Consider the following 24,855-nt stretch of genomic DNA (forward strand, 5'->3'; position numbering starts at 1 on the left):
ACATTATTTAAGGGTCTTTAATTATTCTATAGTATATTTAAAATGATTCATTTCATTTATTTTTTTGAATCCAAGTTTCTCGTAGAATGCTATATCTTTTTCCCGCTTACTTTTCACGGAAAGCTGTACACTCGTCGCGTGATGTTTTTTAAATGCATGGTCTACAGCGAAAGTTACAAGGTCGTGGCCAATGCCTTTATGACGGTATTGTAAATGCGTATAGACGAATCGAATGTCGCAGCTATCGTCATCATTGATCTGCATCCAGATGAAGCCTTTAGCAATACCTTCATTCAAATAGAGGTACAGTTCATGACTATTCCCGATAGAATTCAATATTTTATCACGCATTGGTTTATAGTCTATATACATATCTTTCATAATTTCTGTAAAGCTCTTTTTATATACAGGTTTATATTTAATAACTTGAGGTACGAGAGATGTCGTTTTATTTTGATGGGTTGTCATGGTATATGTCGTTCCAAGATATTGCGTTCGTAAATTTTTCATAACAGTCTGGCCAAAACGATGATCTTCATGCAGGCTGAAGTAATAGGTCTTCAAGCTAGGGTGTGTTATAAGGAAATCTTGCCACATCACTTTGATCATATTCAATGTTATTTTGTCTGTATGTTTCGTAATTGGACCAAGAATGTGCGCCTCTTTATCGTTAATAGGCTCTATACCAAATGCAGCGATGATTTCCTCTTCATCTTTAATGAGCAGCATATCTTCTTTTTTGATGTGATGAAGTTGTTCTTCTATACCTTGTAATGTCAAAAGTATATATCCGACGTGATGTTCGTTATGCTGATTGAGGTCATATAAGAACTTTGCTGTCTTGTGTATATCTTCCATTTGTGTGATTTTCAAGTGATCACTCCTTAAAGTGTGCTGACAATACTTCATGTGTTATATTGATTTGATGTTATATGTGGATGTAAACTTTTTGCGTCTTCAAGTGCATGAATATTATCTGGGAAATGTAACGATTTAATACGCCATCCTCCTTAAGTAAAGCATACAAGATAGTACCTAAAATCTCAATTTAATCATATGAAATATATTCTGTTATAATAAAGATTATTAAAGAATAGAGGACGGATATTATGAAATCAGTAGTGTTAGCAGAGAAACCTTCAGTCGCACGTGATATTGCACGTGTACTTAAATGTAATCAAAAGAAAAATGGATATATGGAAAATGACAAATATATCGTCACTTGGGCATTAGGACATTTAGTTACAAATGCTGATCCCGAGCAGTATGATGCAAAGTTTAAACAGTGGGATTTAAATATGCTGCCCATTATACCAGAGCGTATGAAGACGGTTGTTATTGGTAAGACCCGTAAACAATTTAATACAGTGAAAGCACAGATTGAACGTCAAGATGTGAATGAGATTATTATTGCGACTGACGCAGGACGTGAAGGAGAACTTGTTGCGCGCCTTATTATCGAGAAATGTAAAGGAAACAAACCGATGAAACGTCTCTGGATATCCTCAGTTACAGACAAAGCAATACTGGACGGCTTTAAACATTTGAAACCAGCGCAGGCGTATCAAGGATTATATGAAGCAGCTATGGCACGAAGCGAGGCGGATTGGATTGTTGGGATTAATGCAACAAGAGCACTAACAACGAAATATGATGCACAACTTTCTACAGGTCGTGTACAGACGCCGACGCTTCAGATGGTCAAAATACGCCAAGATGCAGTGCAGAAATTTCAGCCGAAAACATATTATAGTATTGAGCTTATAAGTAGAAGTGATAAGTTCAAGTGGCAAAGCGGGAATCAAATCTTTGATGAATCAAAAGTAGATGGACTATTGAAAGACATACAAGGAAAGCAAGCCATTGTTCAAGATGTAGTCTCTAAAGAAAAGAAACGCTATCCTGGAAAACTCTATGATTTAACGAGTTTGCAGCAGGACGCTTATAAGCGCTTCAAATATTCAGCGAAAGAAACATTGAACGCGATGCAAAGTCTATACGAGACCCATAAATATGTAACATATCCAAGAACAGATTCAAATTACTTAACGACAGATATGGAAAGCTCACTTAAAGAACGTGTCGCATCCCTTGGTGCTACGCCGTATAAAGAGCAAGTCGTGAAATTACTAAAGACACAAATTAAAGGTGCCAGTCACTTTGTTAATAATGCGAAAGTATCAGATCACCATGCCATTGTTCCGACTGAGATTAGAGCGAATTTAGAGACACTTGGAGCAAGAGAAAAGAATATATATTTACTTATTGCGGAACGTTTCTTAAGCAATTTAATGGAACCCCATATATATAAAGAAGAAACCATTACTGTACAGATTGGAAAAGAAATATTTACGCTTAAAACCGAGACGACTGTGAAAGCTGGATTTAAAGCATTGTATGAACAGTCATCCCTTGAGCGTTATAACGCGTACCGTAAAGGAGAAACATTAAGTTCTGTCAGCCTGAAGAAGACAACCGGTGAAACACAGCCCCCAGCTTATTTAAATGAGGGGACATTACTTAAAGCGATGGAGAACCCGGCATCTATCTTTAATATCGATAAGGAGAGTACGTCGACATTAAAGTCTGCAGGTGGTATTGGAACAGTAGCGACACGAGCAGATATTATTGAGAAGCTTTATAACTTAAATGCGATAGAAAACAATAACGGCAATATTAAAGTGACGAACAAAGGACGTCAGTTATTAGAACTTGCACCTGATGCACTCAAGTCACCCGAACTTACAGCAGACTGGGAATATAAATTAACACGCATTGAAAAAAATAAGTATGGAAGAAAACAATTTATGCATGAGATGATAGATTTCACAAAAGAAATCATTGCTGAAATTAAATCGAGTGATGAGAAATTTAAACACGATAACTTAACGAGTACAGAATGCCCGACTTGCGGTAAGTTTATGTTAGAGAAAAAAACGCGTAACGGCAAGATGCTTGTCTGCCAAGATCCAACGTGCGGCACGAAGAAGAATGTTCAGCGTAAAACGAATGCGCGTTGCCCAGAATGTAAGAAGAAGCTGACGCTACATGGTAAAGGGCCAAAAGCAATGTACAGTTGTGTATGTGGATTTAGAGAAACGCAAGAACAGATGGATAAACGCTTCAATTCAAAGAAGACAGGAAAAGTATCGAAAAAAGAAATCAATAAATATATGAAGAAAGAAGAGCCAATCAATAATCCTTTTGCCGATGCACTCAAAAACTTAAATTTATAAGTAAATTAAATACTTATTGTTCAACACTTCACAAATTGTTAAAATAGAAGTGAATAAAATAGGGGGTGTATCTATGGAAAACGTAAAACAAAAGAAGAATCTTAAACCAATTTGGATTGTCTTGAGCTTTCTTGTATTGATTACGATCGTATTACTACCGACACCTGCTTCTTTACCAGTGATGGGTAAGATGGCACTTGCAATCCTTGCTTTCGCTGTTATTATGTGGGTGACTGAAGCGGTGAGTTATCCTGTTTCAAGTACGATGATCGTTGCTTTAATCCTCCTGCTAATTGGATTTAGTCCGATTGAGAAACTTGGGCCATCGATGGGTAATCCGATGGCTGCAGGTAAACCGTTAACTGAGGATGCCTTGTTCGGTACACAGAATGCATTAAAGATTGCATTTAGTGGATTTTCAAGTTCAGCAGTAGCGCTCGTTGCAGCTGCACTGTTCTTAGCGACAGCCATGCAAGTGACAAACTTGCATAAACGTCTTGCGCTTTTAGTGCTCTCAGTAGTAGGGAATAAAACGAATGCAGTTGTCGCAGGTTCTATCATTGTTTCCATCATTCTTGCATTTTTCGTTCCTTCAGCAACTGCACGTGCAGGTGCTGTCGTACCGATTCTGCTTGGTATGGTTACAGCGTTTGGTGCTAAGAAAGAATCCCGCCTGGCAGCATTGCTTGTGATTACCGCTGTTCAAGCTGTGTCTATATGGAATATCGGTATTAAGACGGGAGCCGCTCAAAATATGGTTGCTATGGGCTTTATCAATAAAACCTTTAACGAAGATATCTCTTGGGGTCAGTGGTTTATGTATGCGGCACCGTGGTCCATTATTATGTCGATTGTCTTATACTTTGTTATGATCAATTTGATTAAACCTGAAACGAAAGAAATTGAAGGTGGAAAGGAACTTGTAAAGGCACAGCTAGCGGAACTTGGACCGGTAACTCCGAAAGAATGGCGATTAATTGCAATCTCAGTAGCATTGCTCTTGTTCTGGGCAACTGAAGGTAAGTTTCATCCAATTGATTCTTCATCGATTACTTTAATTGCGTTAGCTATTATGCTCACTCCGAAGATTGGTATCTTCTCGTGGAGCGATGTAGAAAAATTGATTCCATGGGGAACAATTATAGTATTTGCGATTGGGATATCCTTAGGGAATTTATTACTGCAAACGACTGGGGCGCAGTGGCTCAGTGATAAGACTTTTGGATTGATGGGGTTAGAGCATTTGCCATTACTTGCTACAATTGCTTTAATTACGATATTTAATATTCTGATTCATTTAGGATTCGCAAGTGCAACAAGCTTATCAAGTGCACTTATACCAGTGTTTATTGCACTTACAAGTACATTAGGATTAAAGGATAATGCGGTTGGATTCGTATTAATACAACAATTTGTTATTAGTTTTGGGTTCCTGTTACCGGTATCAGCGCCACAGAATATGCTTGCATACGGTACAGGTACATTCACGGTTAAAGATTTCTTGAAGTCAGGGATACCTTTAACCATTATTGGCTATTTACTTATCCTGCTCTTTAGCGCAACTTATTGGAAATGGATTGGATTAATATAATCAATGAAAAGAAAGATGCTGAGACGAATGTCTCAGCATCTTTTTTATGCATCTTGAGATAAGATTTTCATATCTTTAGCATCAAGTTCAAACTCTTTCGTTTTGCCATCTTGTCCTTTTAACTCAACATTATATTTAAATTTTCCATCATCATGATCAAGTGACCATTCTTTAATCTCACCATTGTAAACTTTTTGTGCTGCTTTAATAATTTTATCAGCAGGCACAAACTCACCGTAATCAAATGTTTTTTCGTTATCTTTATCATCTTCTACTTCAGAAGAGATAATTTTGTTTTGTTCAGCGTTTACTTTGATTTCATGAGTCTTTTTGTTTGTATCGATTAAGGAAATTTTGTAAACCCATTGGCCCATATCATGGTCGAATGAAATGCTTTCTAAATCACCATCAACTTTCTTCTGTGCTGTTTTAATTGCTTCTTCTGGTGAAAGTTTAATGTCATCTAGTTTAATAGAAGCTTCATCTTTGTCATTATCATCATCTGCTTCAGTCGCTTCATCTTTATTATCCACGTCATCTGAATCTTCTGTACTGCTTTCGCCTTCTTGTTTTGCATCATTATCTTCATCGTTGTTATCATCTTTATCATTTGTATCTGTCGCTTTAGTATCAGTAGTTTCTGATTGCTGTTCCTGTTTAGTTTCATCCTTTGGAGATTTTTCAACATCATTTGTGTCATTATTACATGCAGCAAGTGCTAAAGCTGAAGATAGGATTAAACTTAATATTTTAAATTTCATAATTATAATTCCTCCTTTAATTATTTATATAATTTATTCCCTGAATATATACCGAAAAAACATTCTAATGATCTATATGCAATTTTTATATGATTAAGACATAATAACTATAAAAAGTTTAAAGGATAGGACTTTACGATAAGAAAAATGATTAAAATACGAATATTAAAATTAATATTCGTAAAAATGTATTGATTTTTCCGAACATTGAGATTAGACTATACAAGTATAAAAATTAAAAAAGGGAAGTGCACAATGAGAAATTATTTTAAGTTTGATGAATTAGGCACAAACTATAAGAGAGAGATACTTGGTGGATTAACGACATTTCTATCAATGGCATATATATTAGCGGTCAATCCTGCAATGCTATCGCTTGCTGGTATTGAAGGTATTCCGGATAGTATGCGTATGGATGCTGGTGCGGTCTTTGTTGCGACAATCCTTGCATCAATAGTAGGTTGTTTATTTATGGGACTGATTGCAAAGTATCCGATTGCGTTAGCCCCTGGTATGGGATTGAATGCGTTCTTTGCATTCACAGTCGTATTACAGTACAACATTCCGTGGCAGACAGGTTTAACGGGTGTACTATTCTCAGGATTATTCTTTGCATTACTGACGATGACAGGTTTACGTGAAACGATTATCAACGCAATTCCTTTCGAACTGAAGATGGCGGTATCAGCGGGGATAGGTCTTTTTATTACCTTTGTAGGTTTAAAAGGTGCAGGCATTGTAAAAGGGAATGAAGCGACTTTAGTATCATTAGGTAATGTCCATGACCCGCATGTATTATTAGCGGTTGGTGGCATTGCATTGACAATTATTCTTATGGCAAAGCGCGTTCCGGGAAGCATCTTTATCGGGATGGTATTAACAGCGATATTTGGTATGCTCTTCGGACTTATTGATGCACCAAAGCAAATTGTCGGTTCAGTACCAAGTATCGAACCAACGTTCGGAAAAGCATTCGATGCATTTGCACATCCAGAACAAATCTTTAACCTGCAATTTCTAGTGATCGTATTAACATTCTTATTTATTGACTTCTTTGATACAGCGGGTACACTCGTTGCTGTTGCAACGCAGGCGAATCTAGTGAAGGATAACAAATTGCCGCGCGCAGGACGTTCTTTATTTGCTGATTCATTAGCGACAATCGTAGGTGCCATTTTCGGTACGTCTACGACAACTTCATATATCGAATCTTCAGCAGGGGTTGCAGTAGGTGCCAGAACCGGATTTGCAAGTGTGATTACGGCATTGTGTTTCGCGTTAGCACTTTTCTTCTCGCCTCTTATGTCGGTTGTAACGAGTGCTGTGACTGCACCTGCTCTAGTAATCGTAGGTGTATTAATGGTAGCGAACTTAAATAAAATAGAGTGGCACAAGTTTGAAATTGCAGTTCCTGCATTTCTAACGATTATTATGATGCCACTTACGTATTCGATTGCTACGGGTATTGCATGTGGATTTATTTTCTATCCGATAACGATGCTGATGGCAAATCGCAGAAAAGAGATTCACCCAATAATGTATTTCATGGCAGCAGTATTTATTTTATACTTTATGTTTATACAGCATTAAAAATAAGGCGCTCAGACATATGTCTGAGCGCCTTATTTTAATTTTCTTTATTATAATCTCTCACAGTCTCACCACTGCGGTATGGATCATAGTGAGTCGTATTTCCGCGATATTCTCTCGTATTAATGACGATAAAGATATACGCAATCATTAAGAACGCCATTAACCAATGCATGAACATTCCGAGTATCGGGAAGAATGCGAAAGCGTTCGCTAACAACCCTGTAAGTGCAATAACGGATAATGAAAATCTAGCTTCATTAGAGCGGTCGAGTGCAGATAACAAAAACATAATAAAGTACAGCGTAATATTCGTACCAAGTGGTGCCCATGCCAAGCTTAAAATATATGCACCCCCAATACCAGGGATTCCTAGAAATATTTCTTTCAATAACATAATGATGCCGAGCGTTAACAAAGTCATTTTCATCATTCGCTTCATATATATGAGCCTCCATTAGTAATATACTTGTAACAAAAATACTTTTGTTACATTAATTATATCATGTTATAATAAACTATTGAATTGTACTGCTTAGTGTATTAGAAGTTACCTAAAGATATAATATCTTCTATATAATATGTAGAATTCTTTTTTTAATAGTTGATAGAATTCCCCCAGACGAACTTATTTTAACACTCTCCAAAAAACTTTTTATAAATATCTAGTTATCTATTGCTAAATGACTAATATTCGTGTATTATATCTACTGTTGGACTTTAAAAAGCGATGAAGCGAGAGGTTACTGACACACCCGGCCGCTTTGCCATGGCGATGTGTGAGACAATTTTCGTGGAGAAGTCTATCAAACTAAAATAGACGTACAAGAGGAGGTAAAATTATGGCAAAACAAAAAATTCGTATTCGTTTGAAAGCGTATGATCACCGCATTATCGATCAATCAGCTGAAAAAATCGTAGAAACTGCAAAACGTTCAGGTGCAGAAGTATCAGGACCGATTCCGTTACCAACGGAAAAAACAGTTTACACAATTATCCGTGCCGTTCATAAGTACAAAGATTCTCGTGAACAGTTCGAGCAACGCACGCACAAACGTTTAATCGACATCGTTAACCCAACACCTAAAACAGTTGATGCTCTTATGGGCTTAAACTTACCATCAGGTGTAGACATCGAAATCAAATTATAATAAAAAGTAGGAGGTGCGACTTTCGATGACCAAAGGAATCTTAGGAAGAAAAGTAGGAATGACTCAAGTTTTCGGTGAAAACGGAGAATTAATTCCAGTAACAGTAGTAGAAGCAGCACAAAACGTAGTATTACAAAAGAAAACTGAAGAAGTTGATGGTTATTCATCAATCCAAATCGGTTTTGAAGACAAACAAGCTTATAAAGCAGACCGCAAATCAAACAAATTTGCAACGAAACCAGCTGAAGGCCATGCTAAAAAAGCAGGCACAGCACCTAAGCGCTTCATTCGTGAATTCAGAAACGTAGATACTGAAGCTTACGAAGTAGGTCAAGAAGTCACTGTGGATACATTCCAAATTGGTGACATTGTTGACGTGACAGGAGTTTCTAAAGGTAAAGGTTTCCAAGGTGCAATTAAGCGCCACGGACAGTCACGTGGACCAATGAGTCACGGTTCTCGTTACCACAGACGCCCAGGTTCAATGGGTATGGCATCTGACGCTTCTAAAGTATTTAAAGGTAAAGCATTACCAGGCCGTATGGGTGGTAATACTGTTACTATGCAAAACTTAGAAATCGTTAAAGTAGACGCTGAAAACAACGTTGTCTTAGTAAAAGGTAATGTTCCTGGACCTAAAAAAGGTTTAGTTAAAATTCAAACTTCAATTAAAAAAGGTAATAAATAGTATCTGCGAAAGGAGGAAATAACATAATGGCTAATTATGATGTATTAAAAGTAGATGGAACAAAAGCGGGTTCAATCGAATTAAACGATAACGTATTCGGAATCGAACCTAATCAACATGTATTATTCGAAGCGATCAACTTACAAAGAGCTTCAATGCGTCAAGGTACTCACGCAGTCAAAAATCGTTCAGCAGTGAGCGGTGGTGGACGTAAACCTTGGAAACAAAAAGGTACAGGTCGTGCACGTCAAGGTACAATCCGTGCGCCACAATGGCGTGGTGGTGGTATCGTATTCGGACCAACACCAAGAAGTTATTCATACAAAATGCCTAAGAAAATGCGTCGTTTAGCTTTACGTTCTGCTTTATCAGCGAAAGTACAAGAAAACGCATTTACAGTTTTAGAATCATTAACATTTGATGCTCCTAAAACAAAAGAATTCAAAAACATGACAACAACTTTAGAATTACCTAAAAAGGTATTGTTTGTCGTTGAAGCTGAAGATGTAAACGTAGCTTTATCAGCACGTAACATTCCTGGCGTAACTGTTATTACTACTACTGGCTTAAACGTATTAGATATCGTTCATGCGAACCAAGTAGTAATGACTAAAGGTGCAGTTGAAAAAGTAGAGGAGGTGCTTGGTTAATGGAAAATCGCGATATTATTAAGCGCCCCGTTATCACTGAACGTTCATCTGAACAAATGGCACAAGATAAATACACTTTTGATGTAGATACACGTGCTAACAAAACACAAATCAAAATTGCAATTGAAGATATCTTCAATGTAAAAGTTGATAAAGTAAACGTTATGAACTACAAAGCTAAGAAAAAACGTGTTGGCCGTTACAACGGTTACACAAACAAAAGAAGAAAAGCGATCGTAACTTTAAAAGAAGGTTCAATCGACTTCTTCAACTAAAATAAACATTTACCATTAAGGAGGTAAAACGACAATGGCAATTAAACATTATAAGCCAATAACAAACGGTCGTCGTAATATGACAGGTTCAGATTTCGCTGAAATTACGTCAACGTCACCTGAAAAGTCATTACTTGCTCCCCTTCCGAGAAAAGCGGGACGTAATAACCAAGGTAAGTTAACTGTACGTCACAGAGGTGGCGGTCATAAGCGTCAATACCGTATTATTGATTTCAAACGTAATAAAGATGGTATCCCTGCGAAAGTGGCAACGATCGAGTACGATCCAAACCGTTCAGCAAATATCGCATTATTACATTACTTAGATGGTGAGAAACGTTACATCATCGCACCTAAAGGTTTAACTGTAGGAACTCAAGTAGTTAACGGACCAGAAGCAGATATTAAAGTAGGTAACTGTTTACCACTTCAAAATATCCCAGTTGGTACAGTTATCCACAATATCGAGTTAAAACCTGGTAAAGGTGGACAATTAGTACGTTCTGCTGGAGCAAGTGCTCAAGTACTTGGTAAAGAAGGTAAATACGTATTAGTTCGCTTAAAATCTGGTGAAGTTCGTATGATTCTATCAAGTTGCCGTGCTACAATCGGTCAAGTTGGTAATGAACAACATGAATTAATCAACATCGGTAAAGCCGGACGTTCAAGATGGAAAGGTATCCGTCCTACAGTTCGTGGTTCTGTAATGAACCCTAACGATCACCCACACGGTGGTGGTGAAGGTCGTACTTCAATCGGTCGTCCATCTCCAATGTCACCATGGGGTAAACCAACTCTTGGTAAGAAAACTCGTAAGAAGAAAAACCGTTCTAACAAACTTATCGTTCGTGGACGTAAAAAATAATAATAACTTACTCAAGTTAGCGGCCTAGCCGCTAACGTAGCAGTAAGAATGAGGGAGGCGCCATAATGGCTCGTAGTCTTAAAAAAGGACCTTTCATCGATGATCACTTAATGAAAAAAGTTGAAGCATTAGAGGAAGGCGGCAAAAAAACAGTAATCAAAACTTGGTCACGTCGCTCTACAATTTTCCCAAACTTTATTGGACACACTATCGCAGTATACGATGGTCGTAAACACGTACCTGTATACGTAACTGAAGATATGGTTGGACATAAATTAGGAGAATTCGCACCTACACGTACTTACAAAGGTCACGGTGCAGACGACAAGAAAACTAAACGCTAATTTCAGATAAGGAGGAATAACCATGGAAGCAAAAGCGGTTGCAAGAACAATCAGAATCGCACCTCGTAAAGTGAGATTAGTTTTAGATCTTATCAGAGGTAAAGAAGTAGCGGAAGCTATTGCTATTTTAAAATTAACAAATAAAGCATCATCACCAGTAGTTGAAAAGTTATTAATGTCAGCATTAGCAAATGCAGAACATAACTATGATATGAATATCGATACTTTAGTTGTTAAAGAAGCTTATGCAAACGAAGGACCAACTTTAAAACGTTTCCGTCCACGTGCACAAGGTCGTGCAAGTGCCATCAATAAACGTACAAGCCACATCACTATCGTTGTAGCTGATAAAGAAGTTAAAACTTCAAACACTGAAGCTCAAGAAGAAGCAAAATAATATATCTCATTAAGGAGGGAATACAGTGGGTCAAAAAATTAATCCAATCGGACTTCGTGTCGGAATTATTCGTGACTGGGATGCGAAATGGTTTGCAGAAAAAGATTTCGCAACTTTATTACATGAAGACTTAAAAGTTCGTAAATATATCGAAGAAAACTTAAAAGACGCTTCTGTTTCTCGTGTAGAAATCGAACGCGCAGCAAATCGCGTAAACATCGCTATCCACACTGGTAAACCTGGTATGGTTATCGGTAAAGGCGGTTCAGAAATTGAAAAATTACGTAACAACTTAAACAGCTTAACTGGTAAACGTGTTCACATTAACGTTGTAGAAGTTAAGAAAGTTGATATGGATGCAAGATTAGTAGCGGAAAACATTGCACGTCAATTAGAAAACCGTGTATCATTCCGTCGTGCTCAAAAACAAGCGATCCAACGTGCTATGAAGTTAGGTGCTAAAGGTATCAAGACTCAAGTATCAGGACGTTTAGGCGGCGCAGACATCGCGCGTGCTGAACAATATTCAGAAGGAACTGTTCCACTTCATACATTACGTGCTGACATCGATTATGCACATGCTGAAGCAGACACTACTTACGGTAAACTTGGTGTTAAAGTATGGATCTATCGTGGAGAAGTTCTTCCTACAAAGAAGTCTAGTGAAGGAGGAAAATAATAATGTTATTACCAAAACGTGTAAAATACCGTCGTCAACATAGACCTAAAACAACTGGTCGTTCAAAAGGCGGAAACGAAGTAACATTTGGTGAATATGGTTTACAAGCAACAACAGCTGCTTGGATCACTTCTCGTCAAATTGAATCAGCTCGTATTGCAATGACTCGTTACATGAAACGTGGCGGAAAAGTCTGGATTAAAATTTTCCCTCACACACCTTACACTAAAAAACCTTTAGAAGTACGTATGGGTTCTGGTAAAGGTGCAGTTGAAGGATGGGTAGCAGTAGTAAAACCTGGACGTATTATGTTTGAAATCGCGGGTGTACCTGAAGAAGTAGCACGCGAAGCATTGCGTTTAGCATCTCACAAACTACCAGTGAAAACTAAGTTTGTAAAACGTGAAGAATTGGGTGGTGACACAAATGAAAGCTAAGGAAATTAGAGATTTAACCACTTCAGAAATTGAAACTAAAGTAAAGTCGCTTAAAGAGGAACTTTTCAACCTACGCTTTCAGTTAGCTACAGGTCAACTTGAAAATACAGCACGTATTCGCGAAGTTAAAAAATCAATCGCGCGTATGAAAACTGTTGTACGTGAAAGAGAAATCGAGCAACAAAAAACTGAACAAAAATAATTTTTGATAGGAGGGTACTCTTGTGAGCGAAAGAAACAATCGTAAAGTCTACACAGGTAAAGTTGTATCTGACAAAATGGATAAAACAATCACAGTTGTAGTAGAAACTTACAAAACACATTCTTTATACGGCAAACGTGTAAAGTATTCTAAAAAATACAAAGCACATGATGAAAACAATACAGCTAAAATGGGCGATATCGTTAAGATTATGGAAACACGTCCTTTATCAGCTACAAAACGCTTCCGTTTAGTAGAAGTTGTTGAAGAATCAGTAATCATTTAATAAGAAATTAGATAAAGGAGGTAACTCGAATGATCCAACAAGAATCACGCTTAAAAGTAGCAGATAACTCTGGTGCTCGTGAAGTATTAACTATTAAAGTATTAGGCGGATCTGGCCGTAAAACAGCTAACATTGGTGACGTAATCGTATGTACAGTTAAAAATGCTACACCAGGTGGCGTTGTTAAAAAGGGTGACGTTGTTAAAGCTGTTATCGTTCGTACTAAATCTGGTGTTCGTCGTAATGACGGTTCATACATCAAATTTGATGAGAACGCTTGTGTTATCATCCGTGATGACAAAGGACCTCGTGGAACACGTATCTTCGGACCTGTTGCACGTGAATTACGTGAAGGTAACTTCATGAAAATCGTATCATTAGCACCTGAAGTATTATAATAAACACTAATTAAGAGGAGGTGTCTACGACATGCATATTAAAAAAGGCGACAAAGTTATCGTTATCACAGGTAAAGATAAAGGTAAAACAGGAACTGTAATTGAAGCACTTCCTAAAAGAGATCGCGTAGTTGTTGAAGGTGTTAACATCGTAAAAAAACACCAAAAACCTACTCAAATGAATCCTGAAGGCGGCATCACAGAATTCGAAGCTGCAATTCATGTTTCAAATGTTATGTTATTAGATCCAAAGACAAACAAACCAACACGTGTTGGTACAAAGATAGAAGACGGTAAAAAAGTACGTGTAGCAAAGAAATCTGGAGAAATCATTAAATAATTATCTGGAAGGAGGTTCTCACATTGACACGTTTAAAAGAAAAATTCTTAAATGAAATCACTCCTGAAATGATGAAAAAGTTTGAATACTCATCAATCATGGAAGTGCCAAAAATTGAAAAAATCGTAGTAAACATGGGTATCGGTGATGCAGTTCAAAACTCTAAAGTTTTAGACTCAGCAGTTGAAGAACTACAAGCAATCACAGGTCAAAAACCAATGGTTACTAAAGCAAAAAAATCAATCGCAACATTCCGTTTACGTGAAGGTATGCCTATCGGGGCTAAAGTTACTTTACGTGGCGAAAGAATGTATGAATTCTTTGATAAATTAGTTAACGTTTCATTACCTCGTGTACGTGACTTCCGTGGTATTTCAAACAAAGCGTTTGATGGTCGCGGTAACTACACATTAGGTGTAAAAGAACAATTAATTTTCCCTGAAATCGATTATGATAAAGTAAGTAAAACACGTGGAATGGATATTGTTATCGTAACGACTGCTAACACTGACGAGGAAGCTCGTGAATTGTTAACACAATTCGGTATGCCATTTCAAAAGTAATCTCTAATATAAAAGGAGGCTAAATTTAGTGGCTAAAAAATCAATGATCGCTAAACAACAGCGTAAACAAAAGTTTAAAGTACAAGAATATACTCGTTGTGAACGTTGCGGACGTCCGCACTCAGTAATACGCAAATTCAAACTTTGCCGTATTTGTTTCCGTGAATTAGCTTATAAAGGTCAGATACCTGGCGTTAAAAAAGCAAGCTGGTAAAATTCAAACCTGAAAGGAGGATATTTTAAATGACTATGTCAGATCCAATCGCAGATATGCTAACTCGCGTACGTAACGCAAACATGGTACGTCACGAGAAATTAGAATTACCTGCATCAAACATCAAAAAAGAAATTGCTGAAATCCTTAAACGTGAAGGATTCGTAAAAAGTGTTGAATATATCGAAGATGACAAACAAGGTGTTATCCGTATGTTCTTAAAATACGGTGCTAACAACGAACGTGTTATCACTGGTTTAAAACGTATTTCAAAACCTGGTTTACGTGTTTACGCTAAAGCTGATGAATTACCAAAAGTCTTAAATGGTTTAGGTATTGCATTAGTTTCAACTTCTGAAGGTGTATTAACTGATAAAGAAGCGCGTCAACGTAATATTGGTGGAGAAGTATTAGCTTACATCTGGTAAGAATTAATTAAAGAAGGAGGTGCCGACAAATGAGTCGTGTTGGTAAAAAGATTATTGACATCCCAAGTGGTGTTGAAATTAAAATCGACGGTAATACTGTTACAGTTAAAGGACCTAAAGGTGAATTAACGCGTACATTTAACGAAGAAATGACATATAAATTAGAAGACAATACTTTAGAAGTAGTTCGTCCATCTGATTCTAAAGCTCATAAAACAATCCACGGAACTACTCGTGCTTTAATCGCAAACATGGTTGAAGGTGTTTCTAAAGGATTCGAAAAGAACTTAGAATTAATCGGGGTTGGTTACCGTGCACAAATGCAAGGTAAAAACTTAATCCTTAACGTTGGATACTCTCATCCTATCGAAATCGTGGCTGAAGAAGGCATTACTTTATCAGTAGATAAAAACACGAAAGTAAAAGTTGAAGGTATTTCTAAAGAGCGTGTTGGAGCAATTGCTTCAAACATCCGTGCTACTCGTCCACCAGAGCCTTACAAAGGTAAAGGGGTTCGTTACGAAGGCGAATATGTTCGTCGTAAAGAAGGTAAAACTGGTAAGTAATCTCTAAAATAGGAAAGGAGAATATTCATGATCACTAAAATCGATAAGAATAAAGTGCGTATGAAAAGACACGCTCGTGTACGTAGCAGATTAGCTGGAACTACTGAGCGTCCACGTTTAAACGTATATCGTTCAAACAAACACATTTATGCACAAGTGATTGATGACGTTAAAGGTGTAACTTTAGCTCAAGCATCAACACAAGATAAAAACTTAGGACTTGAAACAACTTCTAACGTAGAAGCTGCAGCTAAAGTTGGCGAAGCAGTAGCAAAGTTAGCAGTTGAAAAAGGCGTTAAAGCAGTTGTATTTGACCGTGGAGGATACTTATTCCATGGACGTGTGAAAGCATTAGCTGATGCAGCTCGTGAAAACGGTCTAGAATTTTAATAAAAGGAGGAACTCTTAATGCGTCGTGAAAAAGAAGTTAAAGAATTTGAAGAACGCGTAGTAACGATCAACCGTGTATCTAAAGTTGTTAAGGGTGGACGTCGTATGCGTTTCACTGCTTTAGTTGTTGTCGGTGACAAAAATGGTCGCGTTGGTTTCGGTACTGGTAAAGCTCAAGAAGTACCAGAAGCAATTAAGAAAGCAATTGAAGATGCTAAGAAAAACTTAATCACTGTTCCTCGTGTGAAAGGTACTACACCTCACGAAGTTACAGGAAGATTTGGTGCAGGAAGCGTATTAATTAAGCCGGCAGCACCTGGTACAGGAGTTATCGCTGGTGGACCAGTCCGTGCCGTGTTAGAATTAGCAGGTATTACTGACATTCTTTCTAAATCTTTAGGATCTAACACACCAATCAACATGGTTCGCGCTACTGTTGAAGGTTTAAAAGAACTTAAAGTTGCTGAAGATGTTGCAAAATTACGTGGTAAATCAGTCGAAGAATTATACAATTAAGGAGGGCATTCAAAATGGCTAAAATTCAAATCACCCTCACTCGTAGTATCATCGGTCGTCCTGAGACACAACGTAAAACTGTTAAAGCTCTTGGTTTAACTAAGATGCATTCATCAGTAGAAGTTGAAGACAACCCTGCGATTCGTGGGCAAATTAACAAAGTAAGTCACTTAGTGACAGTTAAAGAATTATAATATAATTATCAATAAAAGGAGGTGCCGAAATGAAATTACATGAAATGAAACCAGTTGAAGGTGCTCGTAAAGAACGCAACCGCGTTGGTCGTGGTATGGCTTCAGGTAATGGTAAAACAAGTGGTCGTGGACACAAAGGGCAAAAGGCTCGTTCAGGTGGAGGCGTACGCTTAGGTTTCGAAGGTGGACAATTACCTTTATTCCGTCGTTTACCAAAACGTGGATTTACTAACATCAACCGTAAAGACTATGCGATTGTTAACTTAGATCAATTAAATCGTTTCGAAGATGGTACAGAGATTACTCCAGCATTATTAATTGAAACAGGTGTTGTTTCTAACGAAAAATCTGGAATCAAAGTATTAGGAAACGGTGAATTATCTAAGAAATTAACAGTAAAAGCTCACAAATTCTCAGCTTCTGCTAAAGAAGCAATCGAAGGTAAGGGCGGAACAACTGAGGTGATCTAATGTTCAGAACATTTATCAATTTCTTTAGAACTAAAGAAATTCGTAGCAAGATCATGTTTACACTCGCAATGTTAATTATCTTTAAAATCGGAACTTATATTCCGGTGCCTGGTGTTAATCCATCAGCATTTGAAAGTCAAACCAACAAAGGTATCACTGACTTGTTCAATACCTTTGGTGGTGGTGCACTTAAAAACTTCTCAATACTCGCGATGGGGATTATGCCTTATATCACTGCATCAATCGTAGTTCAGTTATTACAGATGGATGTCGTCCCGAAATTTACTGAATGGTCAAAGCAAGGTGAAGTGGGTCGTAAAAAGCTAACACAGTTTACACGTTACTTCACGATTATACTGGCTTTCATTCAAGGGTTTGGTATGAGCTATAGTTTCAACAATATGCTTGGAGGTCAATTGATCACCAACTCAAACGTATGGAACTTCCTACTTATCGCTATTGTATTAACAGCTGGTACCGCATTCTTAATGTGGTTAGGAGAACAAATTACAGTCCGTGGTGTAGGTAATGGTATTTCAATTATTATCTTCGGTGGTATACTATCATCTATTCCATCATCATTAACTCAGTATTATCAACAACGTTTTGTAGGTGCTGATGACACGACGATGGCGATTATAGAAGCAATCGGAATATTGGTTGGTATGATTATCTTAACTGCAATCGCTGTATTCTTCTTACAAGCTATACGTAAGATTCCTATTCAATATGCAAAAAGAACAACGACAAATCGTTTAGCACCACAAGCTACTTTTTTACCTTTAAAAGTAAATTCAGCAGGTGTTATTCCAGTTATCTTCGCGATGGCATTCTTTATGCTACCTAAGACGTTACAGTTATTGTTCCCTAAAGCTGAGTGGGCGAAGACGTTAGCGACACATTCTGATCCGGCACAACCAATTGGTATGGTTGTTTATGTGATACTAATTATTTTATTTGCTTATTTTTATGCATTTGTGCAGGTTAATCCTGAACAAATGGCAGATAATTTAAGAAAGCAAGGTAGTTACGTACCAGGTATTCGTCCTGGTAAGAACACACAAAACTATATTACGAGAGTTCTTTATCGCTTAACTTTCGTTGGGTCAATTTTCTTAGCTGCAATTGCAGTATTACCTTTACTCGTTTCTGATTTCTTAAATCTACCACAGGCACTACGCATTGGTGGTACAAGTTTATTAATCGTAATCGGGGTAGCGTTAGAAACAATTGCACAATTAAAAGCTCAACTTGGTCAGCGTGAATATAGAGGATTCAAAAGACGTTAATGTCTGGAGGGCATTTTATGAATATCATTTTAATGGGCTTACCTGGAGCAGGTAAAGGAACTCAAGCGAGTGAAATTATTAAGAAATACCCGATTCCCCATATTTCTACTGGAGATATGTTTAGAGCTGCTATCAAGAACAACACCGAACTTGGACAAAAGGCAAAAAGCTTTATGGACAACGGTGAACTTGTTCCTGATGAAGTGACAATTGGTATCGTTCGTGAAAGATTATTAGAAGAAGATGCTAAGCGCGGATTTTTACTTGATGGTTTTCCAAGAACAGTTGAACAAGCTGTTGCATTGAATGACATGTTAGCAGAAGCTGATCGCAAGATTGAAGCAGTTGTTAATATTGACGTTCAAGAAGAAGAGCTGATGAATCGTCTGACAGGACGACGCATTTGTGAAACTTGTGGAACAACTTATCATTTAGTATTTAATCCACCTAAAGTAGAAGGTATCTGTGATATCGACGGTGGTAAATTATATCAACGTGCAGATGACAATCCTGAAACAGTTCGAAATCGTTTAGATGTTAATATCAAACAAACGAAACCACTTGTTGATTTTTACACTGAACAAGGTGTATTATTTAATATTGACGGTTCGAAAGATATTAAGGATGTTACTGCTGAAGTTGAAGCTGTTTTACAAAAGCTTTAATCGTTTACCTAGAATTCACCTCTTTGGTGAGATACAAGCGTGGATGTGATCAGTTTGAATCAAGCGAACATTGGTCAAATTGTCACGATAACTCGTGGCAAAGATAAAGGACTATATGGAGTAATTATTTCTATTATTGATCAACGATTTGTACTTGTTGCAGATGGAGATAAACGGAAGATGAAACATCCTAAGAAAAAGAACCTGTCGCATTTAATACTAAGTGATGTTATCTCACCTGAAATTAAATCGAGTATTTCTGAAACAGGTTTTGTAACAGACGCTAAATTACGTTACGTTTTGCAAAAATATACCGCTCGAATTTCGGAATCTTGATAAAAAGGGGGAATTTGATAATGGCTAAACAAGATGTAATTGAATTAGAAGGTACTGTACTTGATACTTTACCAAATGCAATGTTTAAAGTAGAATTAGAAAATGGTCATGAGATCTTAGCGCATGTTAGCGGTAAAATTCGTATGAACTATATCCGTATTCTACCTGGCGACAAAGTAACAGTAGAAATGAGTCCCTACGATTTAACTCGTGGACGCATTACGTATCGTTATAAATAATAAGAACTCCAATATTAAATTAGGAGGTAAGAAACATGAAAGTAAGACCATCAGTTAAACCCATTTGTGAAAAATGTAAAGTTATTCGCAGAAAAGGTAAAGTAATGGTAATTTGTGAAAATCCGAAACACAAACAAAAACAAGGATAAGAAAATGGAGGTGTAATAAATGGCACGTATCGCAGGTGTAGACGTACCACGTGAGAAACGCGTAGTTATCGCATTAACTTACATTTATGGTATTGGTAGAACTTCGGCACAAAAAATTCTAGCAGAAGCTAACGTTTCTGAAGATACTCGTGTGCGCGATTTAACAGAAGACGAGTTAGGTAGAATCCGTGAAAGCGTTGATGGATACAAAGTAGAAGGGGATCTTCGTCGTGAAGTGAACTTAAACATCAAACGTTTAATGGAGATTGCATCATATAGAGGTATTCGTCACCGTCGTGGTTTACCAACACGTGGACAAAATACTAAAAACAATGCACGTACTCGTAAAGGTCCAGTTAAGACTGTGGCTAACAAGAAGAAATAAAAAGTAAAGGAGTGAGCTAAATGGCACGTAAACAAGTATCACGTAAGCGTAGAGTGAAAAAGAATATTGAAAACGGTGTTGCACACATCCGTTCAACATTCAACAATACAATCGTAACAATTACTGATGAATTCGGTAATGCTTTATCATGGTCATCTGCTGGTGCATTAGGTTTCAGAGGTTCTCGTAAATCTACACCATTCGCAGCTCAAATGGCTTCAGAAACTGCTTCTAAAGCAGCAATGGAACATGGCTTAAAAACTGTAGAAGTAACTGTTAAAGGACCTGGTCAAGGTCGTGAAGCAGCAATTCGTGCGTTACAATCAGCTGGTTTAGAAATTACAGCAATTAAAGACGTTACTCCAGTTCCACATAACGGTTGTCGTCCACCGAAACGTCGTCGCGTATAATTTTCAATTAGTATCAAGGACACTTATAATAGTATATAGGACTAAAAAAATTATTCGACGTTGTTGAAGGAGGATATATAATGATTGAAATCGAAAAGCCTAGAATTGAGACAGTAGAAATTAGTGAAGATTCTAAATTCGGTAAATTCGTAGTTGAACCGTTAGAACGTGGTTATGGTACAACATTAGGAAACTCCTTACGTCGTATCTTATTATCTTCATTACCAGGTGCGGCTGTTAAGAACATTGAAATCGAAGGCGTATTACATGAATTTTCAGCGGTTGAAAACGTTGTTGAAGATGTTACATCAATTATCATGAACATTAAGAAGCTAGCGCTTAAAATCTATTCTGATGAAGATAAAACGTTAGAAATCGATGTTAAAGATGAAGGTGTCGTTACTGCTAAAGATATCATGCACGACAGCGATGTTGAAATTTTAAATCCAGATTTAAAAATCGCAACAGTATCTAAAGGTGGACACTTAAAAATGCGTTTAATTGCAAATGCAGGACGCGGTTACACTTTAGCTGAAGAAAATAACACAAGTGATTTACCAATTGGGGTTATTCCAGTTGATTCAATCTACACACCAGTTGAACGTGTAAACTACCAGGTAGAGAATACACGTGTGGGTCAAAGTACGAACTTTGACAAATTAACATTAGATGTATGGACTGACGGATCAATCACACCACAAGAAGCAATTTCTTTAGGTGCCAAGATTATGACAGAACATTTAAATATCTTCGTTGATTTAACTGATGAAGCACAAAATGCTGAAATCATGATTGAAAAAGAAGAAGATCACAAAGAAAAAGTTCTAGAGATGTCTATAGAAGAACTTGATTTATCAGTTCGTTCTTATAACTGTCTGAAACGTGCAGGTATTAATTCTGTTCAGGAATTAGCTGACAAATCAGAAGCTGATATGATGAAAGTTCGTAACTTAGGACGCAAGTCTTTAGAAGAAGTTAAGTTCAAATTAGAAGACTTAGGTCTTGGATTAAGAAAAGAAGACTGATAAAGGAGGTTACGATTCATGGGTTACAGAAAATTAGGACGTACGTCTGATCAACGTAAAGCAATGTTACGCGACTTAGCAACTTCTTTAATCGTTAACGAGCGTATCGAAACGACTGAAGCGCGTGCAAAAGAATTACGTAAAATCGTAGAAAAATTAATTACTTTAGGTAAACGTGGAGATTTACATGCGCGTCGTCAAGCAGCTACTGTATTACGTCGTGTTGAAATTTTAAACGAAGATGAAACTACGCAATTCGCAATTCAAAAATTATTCACTGATATCGCGCCACGTTACACTGAGCGTCAAGGTGGATACACTAGAACTATGAAAGTTGGACCACGTCGTGGAGACGGTTCAGAGATGGTAATCATCGAATTAGTTTAATCAGTAAATTATCAAGAATATGGATTCACTTATCTTACACATACACACACTTTAAGCAAATGAGTGCAACGATAATGTTTGCCACACACAGATATTGTCTAGCTCAGAGTAGCCTGCCAAATTGAATAACCACTTGCGTGAACTCAACTGGCAGGGTGCGCGCTTTTTTTCATTAAACCTGGCATCCCGGGTTTTTTGTTTTATATAGCTATTTTTTGTGTTAAATGTCTGATGGATGTTTAACAGAGAATATAGCATGTTATACTAATGAAAAAGATTCGAGGTGATAATATGCAGTCTGCTGTCGTAGTAAATCATTTATCTTATCGTTATGAAGATGGCCCATATGTACTGAACGATGTGTCCTTTACAATTGAACATGGAGAATGGATATCCATCGTAGGACATAATGGATCTGGAAAGTCGACGTTACTTAAACTTATGGGTGCAATCATGCCAATCACTGAAGGTGAAGTCTATATAAATGGTATCAATGTGACTGAAGATACATTTAGCGATGTTCATGAAAAGGTTGGAATCGTGTTTCAAAATCCAGATAATCAATTCGTTGGTGCAACTGTTGAAGATGACGTTGCGTTTGGACTGGAGAACTATGGTATTCCTTACGATGAAATGCATAAAAGCGTTTTGAATGCACTGAATGATGTCGATATGGGTGCATATTTAACACACGAACCCCATCACTTATCTGGCGGGCAGAAACAACGTGTTGCAATTGCAGGTGTCATTGCATTGAGTCCAAATATTATTATATTAGATGAAGCGACAAGTATGCTAGATCCTGAAGGCAGAATAGAAATATTAGAAGTGATTCGTAAATTACAACGTGAGAAGAACTTAACAGTTATACATATTACGCATCACCTAGAAGAAACGCTTCAGAGTGATCGTATATTGGTGATGAATAAAGGTTCACTTGTTTTATGTGGGACACCTGAAGAAATATATACCCATAGTGAGGCTTTAATCGATATAGGGCTTGACCTGCCATTTGAGATGAAACTGAATCGGTTGATTTTTAACGAAGATGCGTTTGTTACAGAAATGGAGCTGCTGAACAAATTATGACGATTACATTAAATAACTTAGGCTATTATTATTCAAAAGGGACTCCATTTGAAGTGCGTGCCCTCTATAATATCGATATGCATATTGAAGCACATATGTTTTATGGCATAATCGGCCACACAGGCTCTGGAAAGTCGACTGTTATTCAGCATTTCAATGCGCTCGTTAAGCCAACTGAAGGTAGTATTGCGATAGATGGACTAACCATTACAGGTAAGACAAAGAATAAATACTTAAAACCAATCCGTAAGAAAGTTGGCATGGTCTTTCAATTTGCTGAACAGCAATTATTTGAAGAAACTGTGCTAAAGGATATTATGTTCGGACCGCTCAATTACGGAGTAGCACCAGAAGACGCTAAAGCACGTGCATACGAGCTTGTAAAACAATTTGGTATGGAAGAGTCCATATTAAATAAGAGTCCGTTTGAGCTCTCAGGAGGGCAAATGAGACGTATTGCGATAATGGGCGTACTTGCAATGAATCCGGACGTGCTGATTCTTGATGAACCTACTGCGGGGCTCGACCCGAAAGGACAGCAGGAAATTATGGAGATGTTTCATCAATTACAGCGTGAATTAAACATTACTGTTATCCTTGTGACCCACCAGATGGAGCAGGCAGCCCGCTGTGATTATCTTTATGTTATGCATCAAGGCACTGTTGTTGAGGAAGGGACACCTGAAGCAATATTCAGCAAAGATCTATCATATTATGATATCCATCCACCACATATTGTTACTTTGCAACGACAAGTTGAAGCGAAACACAATATAAAGTTTCCGAAGCTTGCACTCAATATAGAAACGTTTGCAGATATGTATAAGGACTGGAGGGAATCCAATGCTTGATAAGATGATTCTCGGACGCTTTGTGCCTTTGCAGAGCTTTGTGCATCGTTTGGACCCGCGCATGAAGATGATCTTCGTCTTTATAATGATGATCTTAATTTTCTTGATGAATAACTGGCAGTCCTATGCAGTAGGCATTATCCTGATATTCATCATACTGAAGGCATCTAACTTATCGTTTATGTTTTTGTTCAACGGATTAAAACCAATACTATTCTTACTCATCTTTACATTGCTCATGCACGTCTTCTTAACAAAAGGAGGTGCGACACTCGTTGATTACGGCATCATTAACATTCAGTCACAAGGGGTAATAATGGGGATTATGATCAGTTTACGCTTTATACTCATTGTCTTCTTAACGACGATTATGACACTGACAACGAGCCCGATTGCACTCACAGATGCAATAGAATCTATACTTAAACCGTTTAAGAAGCTGAAACTCCCGGTTCATGAACTGGCACTGATGATGAGTATTGCGCTGCGTTTTATACCGACACTTATGGATGAAACACAAAAAGTGATGAAAGCACAAATGTCACGTGGTAGTGATATGACAGCAGGAACGCTTAAAGAGCGTATCAAAGCGGTAATACCATTACTTGTACCACTCTTCGTGTCCGCATTCAAACGCGCAGAAGATTTAGCCATCGCAATGGAAGTGAGAGGGTATAAAGGGGATGTCGGTCGTACGAAATATCGTAAACTCGACTGGCATACATATGACACCTTGTCACTCTTAACACTCATACCGATAACATTACTCATCCTTTATTTAAAAAATTAGGAGCATATT

At 37.5% G+C, this 24,855-nt stretch carries 39 protein-coding genes; 36 read left to right on the plus strand and 3 right to left on the minus strand.

The features are described 5' to 3' along the window. Positions 1 to 21: 21 nt before the first annotated feature. Positions 22 to 873: a GNAT family N-acetyltransferase gene (locus KYI10_00950; protein QYA33050.1), complete on the minus strand. Its 852-nt coding sequence runs from the start codon at positions 871 to 873 to the stop codon at positions 22 to 24. Positions 874 to 1,109: 236 nt separating this feature from the next. On the opposite strand from KYI10_00950, the gene KYI10_00955 reads away from it, so the two are divergent. Continuing rightward, a complete protein-coding gene (locus tag KYI10_00955; protein QYA33864.2) occupies positions 1,110 to 3,236 on the plus strand; it encodes a DNA topoisomerase III in 2,127 nt (708 codons plus the stop codon). A gap of 73 nt (positions 3,237 to 3,309) precedes the next feature. Then, a complete protein-coding gene (locus tag KYI10_00960; protein ID QYA33051.1) occupies positions 3,310 to 4,827 on the plus strand; it encodes a DASS family sodium-coupled anion symporter in 1,518 nt (505 codons plus the stop codon). 44 nt (positions 4,828 to 4,871) lie between these two features. Here the strand turns inward: KYI10_00960 and KYI10_00965 are convergent, their stop codons facing one another. Next, positions 4,872 to 5,588, minus strand: coding sequence for a PepSY domain-containing protein (locus KYI10_00965; protein ID QYA33052.1), 717 nt, complete (start codon positions 5,586 to 5,588; stop codon positions 4,872 to 4,874). Between the two features lie 255 nt (positions 5,589 to 5,843). Here KYI10_00965 and KYI10_00970 point away from each other — a divergent pair, with 255 nt between their 5' ends. Next, positions 5,844 to 7,178 carry an NCS2 family permease gene (locus tag KYI10_00970; protein QYA33053.1) on the plus strand — a complete coding sequence of 445 codons (1,335 nt, stop codon included), beginning with the start codon at positions 5,844 to 5,846 and terminating at the stop codon, positions 7,176 to 7,178. A gap of 37 nt (positions 7,179 to 7,215) precedes the next feature. Here the strand turns inward: KYI10_00970 and KYI10_00975 are convergent, their stop codons facing one another. After that, entirely contained in the window at positions 7,216 to 7,620 is a 405-nt protein-coding gene (locus tag KYI10_00975) for a hypothetical protein (protein QYA33054.1), read from the minus strand. Positions 7,621 to 8,020: 400 nt separating this feature from the next. Between KYI10_00975 and rpsJ the strand changes: the two genes are divergently transcribed. The 33 genes from rpsJ to KYI10_01140 all read left to right on the plus strand — a co-directional run bounded on the left by rpsJ (position 8,021) and on the right by KYI10_01140 (position 24,846). Continuing rightward, positions 8,021 to 8,329, plus strand: coding sequence for a 30S ribosomal protein S10 (gene rpsJ, locus KYI10_00980; protein ID QYA33055.1), 309 nt, complete (start codon positions 8,021 to 8,023; stop codon positions 8,327 to 8,329). Between the two features lie 25 nt (positions 8,330 to 8,354). Continuing rightward, the gene (rplC, locus tag KYI10_00985; protein ID QYA33056.1) at positions 8,355 to 9,017 is read left to right on the plus strand and encodes a 50S ribosomal protein L3; all 663 of its coding nucleotides are present in this window, start codon (positions 8,355 to 8,357) and stop codon (positions 9,015 to 9,017) included. Between the two features lie 26 nt (positions 9,018 to 9,043). Further along, the gene (gene rplD / locus KYI10_00990; protein ID QYA33057.1) at positions 9,044 to 9,667 is read left to right on the plus strand and encodes a 50S ribosomal protein L4; all 624 of its coding nucleotides are present in this window, start codon (positions 9,044 to 9,046) and stop codon (positions 9,665 to 9,667) included. Continuing rightward, positions 9,667 to 9,942 (plus strand): 50S ribosomal protein L23, encoded by a 276-nt coding sequence (gene rplW, locus KYI10_00995; protein ID QYA33058.1) that lies wholly within the window; start codon positions 9,667 to 9,669, stop codon positions 9,940 to 9,942. Before rplD ends, rplW begins: the two co-directional genes overlap by 1 nt. A gap of 34 nt (positions 9,943 to 9,976) precedes the next feature. Then, a complete protein-coding gene (rplB, locus tag KYI10_01000) occupies positions 9,977 to 10,807 on the plus strand; it encodes a 50S ribosomal protein L2 (protein QYA33059.1) in 831 nt (276 codons plus the stop codon). A 65-nt stretch (positions 10,808 to 10,872) separates the two neighbouring features. Beyond that, complete coding sequence (rpsS, locus tag KYI10_01005; GenBank protein QYA33060.1) at positions 10,873 to 11,151, plus strand: 30S ribosomal protein S19; 279 nt, start codon at positions 10,873 to 10,875, stop codon at positions 11,149 to 11,151. A gap of 22 nt (positions 11,152 to 11,173) precedes the next feature. Continuing rightward, the gene (gene rplV / locus KYI10_01010) at positions 11,174 to 11,548 is read left to right on the plus strand and encodes a 50S ribosomal protein L22 (GenBank protein ID QYA33061.1); all 375 of its coding nucleotides are present in this window, start codon (positions 11,174 to 11,176) and stop codon (positions 11,546 to 11,548) included. Between the two features lie 25 nt (positions 11,549 to 11,573). Beyond that, a complete protein-coding gene (rpsC, locus tag KYI10_01015) occupies positions 11,574 to 12,227 on the plus strand; it encodes a 30S ribosomal protein S3 (protein QYA33062.1) in 654 nt (217 codons plus the stop codon). Between the two features lie 2 nt (positions 12,228 to 12,229). Continuing rightward, positions 12,230 to 12,664 carry a 50S ribosomal protein L16 gene (gene rplP / locus KYI10_01020; GenBank protein ID QYA33063.1) on the plus strand — a complete coding sequence of 145 codons (435 nt, stop codon included), beginning with the start codon at positions 12,230 to 12,232 and terminating at the stop codon, positions 12,662 to 12,664. Further along, positions 12,654 to 12,866, plus strand: coding sequence for a 50S ribosomal protein L29 (rpmC, locus tag KYI10_01025; GenBank protein QYA33064.1), 213 nt, complete (start codon positions 12,654 to 12,656; stop codon positions 12,864 to 12,866). Before rplP ends, rpmC begins: the two co-directional genes overlap by 11 nt. A gap of 22 nt (positions 12,867 to 12,888) precedes the next feature. Continuing rightward, on the plus strand, positions 12,889 to 13,152 hold the full coding sequence (rpsQ, locus tag KYI10_01030; protein QYA33065.1) for a 30S ribosomal protein S17: 264 nt from the start codon (positions 12,889 to 12,891) through the stop codon (positions 13,150 to 13,152). Positions 13,153 to 13,181: 29 nt separating this feature from the next. Continuing rightward, on the plus strand, positions 13,182 to 13,550 hold the full coding sequence (gene rplN, locus KYI10_01035; protein QYA33066.1) for a 50S ribosomal protein L14: 369 nt from the start codon (positions 13,182 to 13,184) through the stop codon (positions 13,548 to 13,550). Between the two features lie 31 nt (positions 13,551 to 13,581). Continuing rightward, positions 13,582 to 13,890 carry a 50S ribosomal protein L24 gene (gene rplX, locus KYI10_01040; protein QYA33067.1) on the plus strand — a complete coding sequence of 103 codons (309 nt, stop codon included), beginning with the start codon at positions 13,582 to 13,584 and terminating at the stop codon, positions 13,888 to 13,890. 23 nt (positions 13,891 to 13,913) lie between these two features. Beyond that, a complete protein-coding gene (gene rplE / locus KYI10_01045) occupies positions 13,914 to 14,453 on the plus strand; it encodes a 50S ribosomal protein L5 (protein QYA33068.1) in 540 nt (179 codons plus the stop codon). A gap of 28 nt (positions 14,454 to 14,481) precedes the next feature. Further along, the gene (gene rpsN / locus KYI10_01050; protein ID QYA33069.1) at positions 14,482 to 14,667 is read left to right on the plus strand and encodes a 30S ribosomal protein S14; all 186 of its coding nucleotides are present in this window, start codon (positions 14,482 to 14,484) and stop codon (positions 14,665 to 14,667) included. Between the two features lie 29 nt (positions 14,668 to 14,696). Then, positions 14,697 to 15,095 carry a 30S ribosomal protein S8 gene (gene rpsH, locus KYI10_01055; GenBank protein ID QYA33070.1) on the plus strand — a complete coding sequence of 133 codons (399 nt, stop codon included), beginning with the start codon at positions 14,697 to 14,699 and terminating at the stop codon, positions 15,093 to 15,095. A 29-nt stretch (positions 15,096 to 15,124) separates the two neighbouring features. After that, positions 15,125 to 15,661 (plus strand): 50S ribosomal protein L6, encoded by a 537-nt coding sequence (rplF, locus tag KYI10_01060; GenBank protein ID QYA33071.1) that lies wholly within the window; start codon positions 15,125 to 15,127, stop codon positions 15,659 to 15,661. Between the two features lie 27 nt (positions 15,662 to 15,688). Continuing rightward, positions 15,689 to 16,051, plus strand: a complete 363-nt coding sequence (gene rplR / locus KYI10_01065; protein QYA33072.1) for a 50S ribosomal protein L18 — start codon at positions 15,689 to 15,691, stop codon at positions 16,049 to 16,051. An 18-nt stretch (positions 16,052 to 16,069) separates the two neighbouring features. Further along, entirely contained in the window at positions 16,070 to 16,567 is a 498-nt protein-coding gene (rpsE, locus tag KYI10_01070) for a 30S ribosomal protein S5 (GenBank protein QYA33073.1), read from the plus strand. Positions 16,568 to 16,581: 14 nt separating this feature from the next. Beyond that, positions 16,582 to 16,761: a 50S ribosomal protein L30 gene (gene rpmD / locus KYI10_01075; protein ID QYA33074.1), complete on the plus strand. Its 180-nt coding sequence runs from the start codon at positions 16,582 to 16,584 to the stop codon at positions 16,759 to 16,761. Between the two features lie 29 nt (positions 16,762 to 16,790). Then, on the plus strand, positions 16,791 to 17,231 hold the full coding sequence (gene rplO, locus KYI10_01080) for a 50S ribosomal protein L15 (GenBank protein ID QYA33075.1): 441 nt from the start codon (positions 16,791 to 16,793) through the stop codon (positions 17,229 to 17,231). Further along, a complete protein-coding gene (gene secY / locus KYI10_01085; GenBank protein ID QYA33076.1) occupies positions 17,231 to 18,520 on the plus strand; it encodes a preprotein translocase subunit SecY in 1,290 nt (429 codons plus the stop codon). Before rplO ends, secY begins: the two co-directional genes overlap by 1 nt. A 17-nt stretch (positions 18,521 to 18,537) precedes the next feature. Further along, the gene (locus KYI10_01090; protein ID QYA33077.1) at positions 18,538 to 19,185 is read left to right on the plus strand and encodes an adenylate kinase; all 648 of its coding nucleotides are present in this window, start codon (positions 18,538 to 18,540) and stop codon (positions 19,183 to 19,185) included. A gap of 45 nt (positions 19,186 to 19,230) precedes the next feature. After that, complete coding sequence (locus KYI10_01095; GenBank protein ID QYA33865.1) at positions 19,231 to 19,521, plus strand: KOW domain-containing RNA-binding protein; 291 nt, start codon at positions 19,231 to 19,233, stop codon at positions 19,519 to 19,521. Positions 19,522 to 19,541: 20 nt separating this feature from the next. Further along, a complete protein-coding gene (infA, locus tag KYI10_01100) occupies positions 19,542 to 19,760 on the plus strand; it encodes a translation initiation factor IF-1 (protein QYA33078.1) in 219 nt (72 codons plus the stop codon). 35 nt (positions 19,761 to 19,795) lie between these two features. Then, positions 19,796 to 19,909, plus strand: a complete 114-nt coding sequence (gene rpmJ, locus KYI10_01105; GenBank protein QYA33079.1) for a 50S ribosomal protein L36 — start codon at positions 19,796 to 19,798, stop codon at positions 19,907 to 19,909. A gap of 19 nt (positions 19,910 to 19,928) precedes the next feature. Next, positions 19,929 to 20,294, plus strand: coding sequence for a 30S ribosomal protein S13 (gene rpsM / locus KYI10_01110; protein ID QYA33080.1), 366 nt, complete (start codon positions 19,929 to 19,931; stop codon positions 20,292 to 20,294). A 20-nt stretch (positions 20,295 to 20,314) separates the two neighbouring features. Beyond that, a complete protein-coding gene (gene rpsK / locus KYI10_01115; protein ID QYA33081.1) occupies positions 20,315 to 20,704 on the plus strand; it encodes a 30S ribosomal protein S11 in 390 nt (129 codons plus the stop codon). An 80-nt stretch (positions 20,705 to 20,784) separates the two neighbouring features. Continuing rightward, positions 20,785 to 21,729 carry a DNA-directed RNA polymerase subunit alpha gene (locus KYI10_01120; GenBank protein QYA33082.1) on the plus strand — a complete coding sequence of 315 codons (945 nt, stop codon included), beginning with the start codon at positions 20,785 to 20,787 and terminating at the stop codon, positions 21,727 to 21,729. 18 nt (positions 21,730 to 21,747) lie between these two features. Further along, positions 21,748 to 22,116: a 50S ribosomal protein L17 gene (rplQ, locus tag KYI10_01125; protein ID QYA33083.1), complete on the plus strand. Its 369-nt coding sequence runs from the start codon at positions 21,748 to 21,750 to the stop codon at positions 22,114 to 22,116. A 267-nt stretch (positions 22,117 to 22,383) separates the two neighbouring features. Further along, on the plus strand, positions 22,384 to 23,205 hold the full coding sequence (locus tag KYI10_01130; GenBank protein QYA33866.2) for an energy-coupling factor transporter ATPase: 822 nt from the start codon (positions 22,384 to 22,386) through the stop codon (positions 23,203 to 23,205). After that, a complete protein-coding gene (locus KYI10_01135; GenBank protein ID QYA33084.1) occupies positions 23,202 to 24,056 on the plus strand; it encodes an energy-coupling factor transporter ATPase in 855 nt (284 codons plus the stop codon). Before KYI10_01130 ends, KYI10_01135 begins: the two co-directional genes overlap by 4 nt. Further along, positions 24,049 to 24,846, plus strand: a complete 798-nt coding sequence (locus KYI10_01140; GenBank protein QYA33085.1) for an energy-coupling factor transporter transmembrane component T — start codon at positions 24,049 to 24,051, stop codon at positions 24,844 to 24,846. Before KYI10_01135 ends, KYI10_01140 begins: the two co-directional genes overlap by 8 nt. The last annotated feature ends 9 nt before the right edge of the window (positions 24,847 to 24,855 follow it).

Source organism: Macrococcus sp. 19Msa1099 (genome assembly GCA_019357535.2).
Taxonomy (GTDB): domain Bacteria; phylum Bacillota; class Bacilli; order Staphylococcales; family Staphylococcaceae; genus Macrococcoides; species Macrococcoides psychrotolerans.